This window comes from Burkholderia sp. E168m15, assembly GCF_016586105.1.
Taxonomy (GTDB): Bacteria; Pseudomonadota; Gammaproteobacteria; order Burkholderiales; family Burkholderiaceae; genus Burkholderia; species Burkholderia orbicola.
Window position 1 is genome coordinate 59,901 of the sequence record NZ_BCPO01000126.1, and the last position, 7,783, is coordinate 67,683.

The 7,783-nt window shown below is 66.6% G+C and carries 4 protein-coding genes; 1 reads left to right on the plus strand and 3 read right to left on the minus strand.

The window, feature by feature from the left end:
* The first annotated feature begins 45 nt into the window (after window positions 1-45).
* Complete coding sequence (ftsH, locus tag JMF86_RS20280) at window positions 46-2,022, plus strand: ATP-dependent zinc metalloprotease FtsH (protein ID WP_011547657.1); 1,977 nt, start codon at window positions 46-48, stop codon at window positions 2,020-2,022.
* A 174-nt stretch (window positions 2,023-2,196) separates the two neighbouring features.
* Here ftsH and otsA read toward each other — a convergent pair whose 3' ends face one another.
* The 3 genes from otsA to JMF86_RS20295 all read right to left on the minus strand — a co-directional run.
* Window positions 2,197-3,603 carry an alpha,alpha-trehalose-phosphate synthase (UDP-forming) gene (otsA, locus tag JMF86_RS20285; RefSeq protein ID WP_006478986.1) on the minus strand — a complete coding sequence of 469 codons (1,407 nt, stop codon included), beginning with the start codon at window positions 3,601-3,603 and terminating at the stop codon, window positions 2,197-2,199.
* 464 nt (window positions 3,604-4,067) lie between these two features.
* Complete coding sequence (locus JMF86_RS20290; RefSeq protein ID WP_011547659.1) at window positions 4,068-5,687, minus strand: methyl-accepting chemotaxis protein; 1,620 nt, start codon at window positions 5,685-5,687, stop codon at window positions 4,068-4,070.
* Between the two features lie 473 nt (window positions 5,688-6,160).
* The coding region (locus JMF86_RS20295) for a TonB-dependent receptor (RefSeq protein ID WP_201317119.1) at window positions 6,161-7,783 on the minus strand (1,623 nt) is incomplete at its 5' end.

Sequence of the window (7,783 nt, forward strand, 5' to 3'; positions counted from 1 at the left end):
CGGCGTGAGCGCACGTCGCGCAGCAGATACGGCCGGCCCGATGCCATGGACAGGAAATTCGACTACCCGGGATTGTTGATCGCCGCGGGCTTCTTCGTGCTGTTCGCCGCGCAGTTGCTGATGCTGCACCCGACGTCGACGCCGATTGCGTACAGCGACTTTCACCGGCTCGTCGCCGCGCGGCTCGTCGACGATCTCGAGATCGGGCCGGCGTCGATCTCGGGCGCGTTGAAGATGCCGCAGGCCGGCACGATGCTGCCGGCGTCCGACGCCGCGGTCGTGCGGCAAGCCGGCACGCCGTGGCGCTTCACGACCAGCCGCGTGACCGACGAACACCTGATCGACACGCTGACCGCCGCCGGCATCCACTATCACGGCACGCCCGATACCGGCTGGATCACGTCGCTCGCGTCGTGGCTGCTACCGCTCGTGCTGCTCGTGTTCGTGTGGAACATGATGCTGCGCAAGCGCGGCGGGCTGCAGGACTTCACCGGGATGGGCAAGAGCCGCGCACGCGTGTACGTGCAGCAGGAAACCGGCATCACGTTCGACGACATCGCGGGCATCGACGAAGCGAAGGCCGAACTGCAGCAGCTCGTCGCGTTCCTGCGCAACCCCGATCGCTACCAGCGGCTCGGCGGCAAGATTCCGAAAGGCGTGCTCGTCGTCGGCGCGCCGGGCACGGGCAAGACGCTGCTCGCGCGTGCGGTGGCCGGCGAGGCGGCCGTGCCGTTCTTCTCGATCAGCGGCTCGGCGTTCGTCGAGATGTTCGTCGGCGTGGGCGCCGCGCGCGTGCGCGACCTGTTCGAGCAGGCGCAGCAGAAGGCGCCGTGCATCGTGTTCGTCGACGAGCTCGATGCGCTCGGCAAGGTGCGAGGCGTCGGCCCGATGTCGGGCAACGACGAGCGCGAACAGACGCTCAACCAGTTGCTGGTCGAGATGGACGGCTTCCAGGCCGGCTCCGGCGTGATCATCATGGCCGCGACGAACCGGCCCGAGATTCTCGATCCCGCATTGCTGCGGCCGGGCCGCTTCGATCGTCACATCGCGATCGACCGGCCCGACGTGAACGGCCGCCGCCAGATCCTCGGCGTGCACGTGAAGCGCGTGAAGCTCGCGGCCGACGTTGATCTCGGCGAGCTTGCATCGCGCACGCCGGGCTTCGTCGGCGCCGATCTCGCGAACGTCGTCAACGAGGCCGCGCTGCATGCGGCCGAACTCGGCAAGCCGGCGATCGGCATGGCGGACTTCGACGAGGCGATCGACCGCGCGCTGACGGGCCTCGAGCGCAAGAGCCGCGTGATGAACGAGCAGGAGAAGCTGACGATCGCGTATCACGAAGCCGGCCATGCGCTCGTCGCGGAAAGTCGCGTGCATTGCGACCCGGTGAAGAAGGTGTCGATCATTCCGCGCGGCGTCGCGGCACTAGGCTACACGCAGCAGGTGCCGACCGAGGATCGCTACGTCCTGCGCCGCAGCGAGTTGCTCGACCGGATCGATGCGCTGCTCGGCGGGCGCGTGGCGGAAGAACTCGTGTTCGGCGATGTGTCGACCGGCGCTCAGAACGACCTCGAACGCGCGACCGCGATGGCGCGCCACATGGTCATGCAATACGGAATGAGCGAGAAGATCGGGCTTGCGACGTTCGACGACGGCGATGTACGCCAGGGCATGCCCGGCGCATGGCATGCGGGCGACGGCCGCTGCAGCGAGCACACCGCGCGCATGATCGACGACGAGGTACGCACGTTGTTGACCGATGCGCATGCGCGCGTCGCGGCGACGCTCGGAGAACGACGCGACGCGCTCGAACGCATCGCGCGACGGCTGCTGCAATGCGAGGTGCTCGAACGCGACGTGCTGCAGGCGCTGATCGACGGGCGCAGCGAACCGCCGTCGGCGACGGCGTCATTACCCGGCGACGAAACGAGCGCGCGCGGCGGCGCGATCGAAACGGAGCAGGCGTCTGCAGTCGAGCGCGATTTCATCGCGTACCGCCGGCCGCACGAACCTGATCATTGAAGCCGCTGCGCTGACCGGCGAGCATCGCGTGTCGATCTGCCGACACTGAGCGCTTTCGTTTCCTTCTCTCCCGCCACGGCGTCGCCATGAGCGACGCGCACGTATCGGTCGAACGTCGTGGGTCTTGCTCGAATGCACGTCGAGACGACGGACGCGTGAATGCGCGTCAGCGCATCAGGATTCGGTCGCGGCCGCGACTTCGGCCGCTTCGGTGAGCGCTTCGAGAAAGCGCGTGCGCCACCAGTGCACGTCGGTCTTGCGCATGATCGCCATCAGCGCCGCGTGACGCTGGCGGCGCTCCTCGAGCGGCATCGTGAGCGCGCGCTGGATCGCCTGCGCGGTGCCTTGCGTGTCGTACGGATTGACGAGCAGCGCCGACTTCAGTTGCTCGGCCGCGCCCGCGAAACGCGACAGCACGAGCACGCCCGGGTCGGCCGCGTCCTGCGCCGCGAGGAACTCTTTCGCGACGAGGTTCATCCCGTCGCGCAGCGGCGTGACGAGGGCGACCCGGCTTGCACGGTAGAGGCCCGGCAGGCGCTTGCGCGCGACGGTGCGGTGAATGTAGCGCATCGGCATCCATTCGAGCTCGCCGTAGTCGCCGTTGATCGCGCCGCACAGACTGTCCATCTCGCGCCGCAGGTCGTCGTAGGCGCCGAGATCCTCGCGGCTCGGCGCGGCGATCTGGATCAGCGTCGCGCGGTCGCGGTTCTCCGGATAGTGTTCGAGCAACTCGCGGAACGCATGCACGCGCTGCGGCAGCCCTTTCGTGTAATCGAGCCGGTCGACCCCGACCAGCAGCTGACGGCGCGAATATTCGTCGCGCATGCGTTCGAACATGTCGAGGCCGTCGCGATCGCGCGCGAGCGCTTCGAATTCGTCGACGTTGATGCCGATCGGAAACGCACCGGCCGACAGCGTGCGGCCGAACGCGCGCAGCCGGCCGTCGGGCAGCCGCGCCGCGCCGGCTTCGGCCTCGACGTAATGCTCGAAGTGGAGCAGGTCCGATTCGGTCTGGAAGCCGACGAGGTCGTACGCAAACAGCGAGCGCATCAGCCATTCGTGTTCCGGGATCGCGGCCATGATCGGCGGCGGCGGCATCGGGATGTGCAGGAAGAAGCCGATCGGATTCGTGCAGCCCATCGCGCGCAGCTCGGCCGCGAGCGGAATCAGCTGATAGTCGTGCACCCAGATGACGTCGTCGGGGCGCAGCAGCGTGCGCAGCTTGCGCGCGAACAGCTGGTTCACGCGTCGGTAGCCGTCGGCGAAGCGCCGGTCGAACTGCGCGAGATCGAGCCGGTAGTGAAACACCGGCCACAGCACGTTGTTCGAGTAGCCGAGATAGTAAGCGTCGTAATCCTGCGGATCGAGGTCGACCGTCGCGAGCTGGATGCCGCCGACGTTCTGGATCTGCACGTCGTCGCCATGCGTGGCCTGATCGTCGCCGCCGCGTAGCCTGCCGCTCCAGCCGAACCAGACGCCGCCGGTTTCCTGCAGGCTGTCCTTCACGGCGACGGCGAGTCCGCCGGCCGCGGCTTTACGGGGATCTGCAATGCGATTGGATACGACGACGAGTCGGCTCACCAGCTCTCCTGACGATTGTTGGGGAAGGGGTCGTGCGGCCAGGCGCGAGAGACAGACGCCGCCATCGGTGCGCGGTGCGCGAGACGACGGGGCCGCATGGCGATCGGACGGGAGTCAGGGAACGCGATTCGCCGTCCGGTCGAAAAGTACTTTTTTAGGATACTCGTCATTCGTGCGTTTTAAAAGTCTGTATCGATGCACGATGCGGGCGCGCATGTCGGGCGCTATCCATGACGAGGGTGCTGCAACGCGTGAGGCCCGAGCGGGACCGAAATTTGCGCGTCGCTGCGGAAGCAGTGTGCGCAAGGCCATGCGGAGAGTTGCGCGAAGGACGCGCATGGCGGCATGCGCGATTGACTGCAACGATTTTCGATGCGGGATGCGGCGGTACGCGGTGCGTGCCAGCGTGACCCAGACGGACGAGCGTAACGGCATGCGCATCGTCGTCTGGTTCGCGCATGCCGTTACGCGGCAGCCGGTTGCCAGTGACGCATGTCCGTTTCCTGCACAAGCGCGCCCGGCGACGCCCCATGTGAGCCGGACGGCATCCGGAACGCGGCGACCGTTTCGGACAACTCGCGGCCCTGCGCCTCGAGCGACTTCGATGCGGCTGCCGCCTGCTCGACGAGCGCGGCGTTCTGCTGCGTCGTCTCGTCCATCTGCGTGATCGTCAGGTTCACCTGGTCGATGCCGCGGCTCTGCTCGGCCGATGCGGCCGCGATCTCGCCCATGATGTCGGTCACGCGCGCCACGGCTTGCGTGACGTCGGACATCGTCTTGCCGGCTTCGCCCGCGAGCGCCGAGCCGTCGCGGATCGTCTGTACCGACGCGGTGATCAGTTCCTTGATTTCCTTGGCCGCGGTCGACGAGCGCTGCGCGAGATTGCGGACCTCGCTCGCGACGACCGCGAAGCCGCGGCCCTGTTCGCCCGCGCGGGCGGCTTCGACCGCCGCGTTGAGCGCGAGGATGTTGGTCTGGAACGCGATGCCTTCGATGATGCCCGTGATGTCGGCGATCTTCGACGAGCTGTGGCCGATTTCCGTCATCGTGTCGACCACGCGGCCGACCACCGAGCTGCCGCGGTGCGCGACGTCCGATGCATTCGCGGCGAGCGTGCTGGCCTGTTGCGCGTTTTCCGCGTTCAGGCGCACCGTCGACGTGAATTCCTCCATCGTCGCCGCGGTTTCCTGCAGCGACGCGGCCTGTTCCTCGGTGCGCTGGCTCAGGTCGAGGTTGCCCGATGCGATCTCGCTCACCGCGTGCGCGATGCTGTTCGACGAGTCGCGCACGCGGCCGACGATGCCGATCAGCCGTTCGTTCATCGTGCGCAGCGCGTCGAGCAGGTCGCGCGTTTCGTCGTTGCCGCGCACCTCGATACGGCTGCCGAGATCGCCGTTCGCCACCGTGCGCGCGACGTCCACGGCCGCGCCGATCGGCACCGTGATCTTGCGTGTGAGCCACAGGCCGCCGCAGGCCGCGATCGCGACGGCGATCAGGCAGATGCCGGCCAGCAGGTTGCGCTCCGCCGTGTAGCGATCCGCGAAGGCCTGCGCGATTTCGAGTTCGCGTTCATGCGTGAAGGTCGCGTAGGCGTCGGTCGCACGCACCAGTTGCGCGAGCAACGGGCGGCAGTTGTCGTCGATGTCGGCGATTGCGTCGTCCTTCTTGCCGGCCTGCGCGAGTCCGACGATGCGCAGCGCAACGGGCCCGTAGCCGGCCTCGATGCGCACGATGTCGGCTACCAGTTCGCGTGCGCGATCGGAGGTGTCGGTCGCGTTCGCCATGAGTTCCTTGAGCTTCGCGAGATGGTCCTGCACGTCCTTGTGCGCATGGTTCACCTCGGCCAGTTCGGCTTCGACGTCGGCCGGCCGGGTGACGAGCACGAGGTTGCGCGCGGCGATCGCGCGCCGGTCGACCGCGGTGCGGATTTGCGCGGACAGGTTCGCCCGCGCGTTGATGCCGTTCATGTAGCGTGAAAACTCGGCGTTCGTATCGGACAGTGCCTTGAGGGCCACGCCCGACACGATCACGACAACCGCGGCGAGCAGGCCGAAGCCGCCGAGGAGTTTCGTTTTGATGCTCATTCTGGCGATTTTCACGTTGTGCCCCTGTGCGTGTGGTTGGCAAATGGAATTTATCGTTCGACCAGATACGGGATCGTGCCGGCTTTAACGGGTCTTCGGGATGATTCTTTACCCGTCAAAACCCTTACATTCGGTTTTCGATCGAACAAAGCCTTGTCGCACGGGCATTCTTGATCTCGATCAAAAGAGGCGAGGAGGATATTTACGGAATTGTTTATGCGATGTATTTGAAACCGGATTTACTGGTAAAACAATAAACGTCATTTTTATAGTAATTGTCTGACGATTTCGTTCTAAATTACTGATGAATACCGGAATTTCATTGCGGAGGAATGGGGAATGGAAGCCGATATGCGTATTCACGACGATCGGCGTGAATGACGCGACTGTCTGATGGACAAACGGAAAAGACGCGGCGCGTCGGGTTTCGCGCCGGAAAGCGGCCCGCGGCGGGCGCCGCGAGCCTGTGAGGGTCAGAACGTGGTGCGCAATCCGGCCATCAGGCTTCGGCCGCCTTGCGGGGCGAAGCCGCGCACGACCGACGTCGAGTAGCGAATCTCCTGGTTCGTCAGGTTGTCGCCGCGCAGGTGGGCGAGCCAGTGCGTCGGGCCGACGCGGAATTTGTACGTCAGCATCACGCCGAGCGACGTATAGCCGTCCGTCGAGAAGTCGTCGTCGGGCACGCGATGCTGCGACCACGCGTGCGTGACCTGTGCGCGCGCACCGAACGGGCCGTAACCGTAGTCGGCCGCGAGCGTCGCGCGCAGCGGCGCGATGCGCGGCAGCGGCTGCCCCGTGTCGACGTTGCGCGCGTGCGTGTAGTCGGCCGTCAGTTCGAGATCGACCGTGTGGCCGCGCCGCGAGAACGCACGCCACTTGCCGTCCAGCTCGACGCCGTAGAACTCGGCGCGCACGCCGCGGTAGATCGCCTCGTTGAGCGAGCCGTCAGTGCCGGGCGCGACGGGCTCGCCGTCGTCGTCCACCACGCGGCCGGTGTTGTACTCGGTCAGATAGTTCGAGAAGCGGTTGTAGAACACGCCGACGCTGCCGCGGTTCGGCCCGCTCGCATAGCGCAGCGACAGGTCGGTCGACACGGCCTTTTCCTTCGACGCGTTCGGGTTGCCGATCAGGAACTGGCCGGTCGCATCGTGCGGGCCGTTCGAATACAGCTCGTAGAAGGTCGGCGCGCGTTCGGTGTAGGCGACGTTCGCTGCGATCGACCATACCGGTGTCAGCGAGAACAGCGCACCGGCCGACAGGCTGCCCGCATTGAAGTCGCGCGGCTGCGCGCCCGCGAATTTCTCGACGCCCGCCGGATCGGGATCGACCTTCACGTGCTCGAAGCGGCCGCCGAGGCTCAGCTTCAGCGCCGGGACGACCTGCCATTCCTCGAGGCCGAACAGCGCGACGCTGTTGGTGCGGGTGGACGGCACGAGCATTTCGTCGCCGAGCGCCGAGAACGTGTTCTGGCCGAACTGCACGCCGATCGCGCCTTCGAACGGCCCGATCTTGCGATGGCGTGCCTCGATGCGCGCCTCGTAACCGCGATTGCGGAAGGTGGTCGCCGTCTCGCCGTTGTCCACTTCCTTGTGGCGGTAGTCGGTGTACGCGAAATCGAATTTCAGCTTCGTGAACGGCCCGCTCAGGTTGCGCACCTCGGACGCGAACGCGAGGCGTTCCTGGCGCATCCGCAGCCGCACGTCGCTTTCCGCGACGGAGCCGTAGTTCGATTCGTAGCCGCTGTACGACAGGCCCGCGAAACCGTCCGCCCACGTGTACGACGCGCCGACCGCACCGCCGTGCACGCGCCCGTCGCTGTTCGGCACGTTGCCTTCCGGTTGCGGCGCGTCGGGGCCGTCGATCGCGCGCTGCTGGCTGCTGCGCGCATAGCCGGGAATCCGCAGCTTGCTGGTTTCGCGATCGAACGCGTCGACGTGGAACGCGAAGCGGCCGTTGCCGCCTTCGACCTGCGCGGCGCCGGCGCGCACGGAATTCGCGCCGCCGTAGCGGGCGTCGAGCGCGCCCGTCATGCCTTCGATCGCTTCGCGCGGAATCCGGTTGTCGATCGTGTTGACCACGCCGCCCACCGCGTTGCC

What these genes read in the sequence shown, in the direction of transcription:
- JMF86_RS20290 (WP_011547659.1), bottom strand. Translation starts at nt 5,687, where the DNA reads ATGAGCATCAAAACGAAACTCCTCGGCGGCTTCGGCCTGCTCGCCGCG.
- ftsH (WP_011547657.1), top strand. Translation starts at nt 46, where the DNA reads ATGGACAGGAAATTCGACTACCCGGGATTGTTGATCGCCGCGGGCTTC.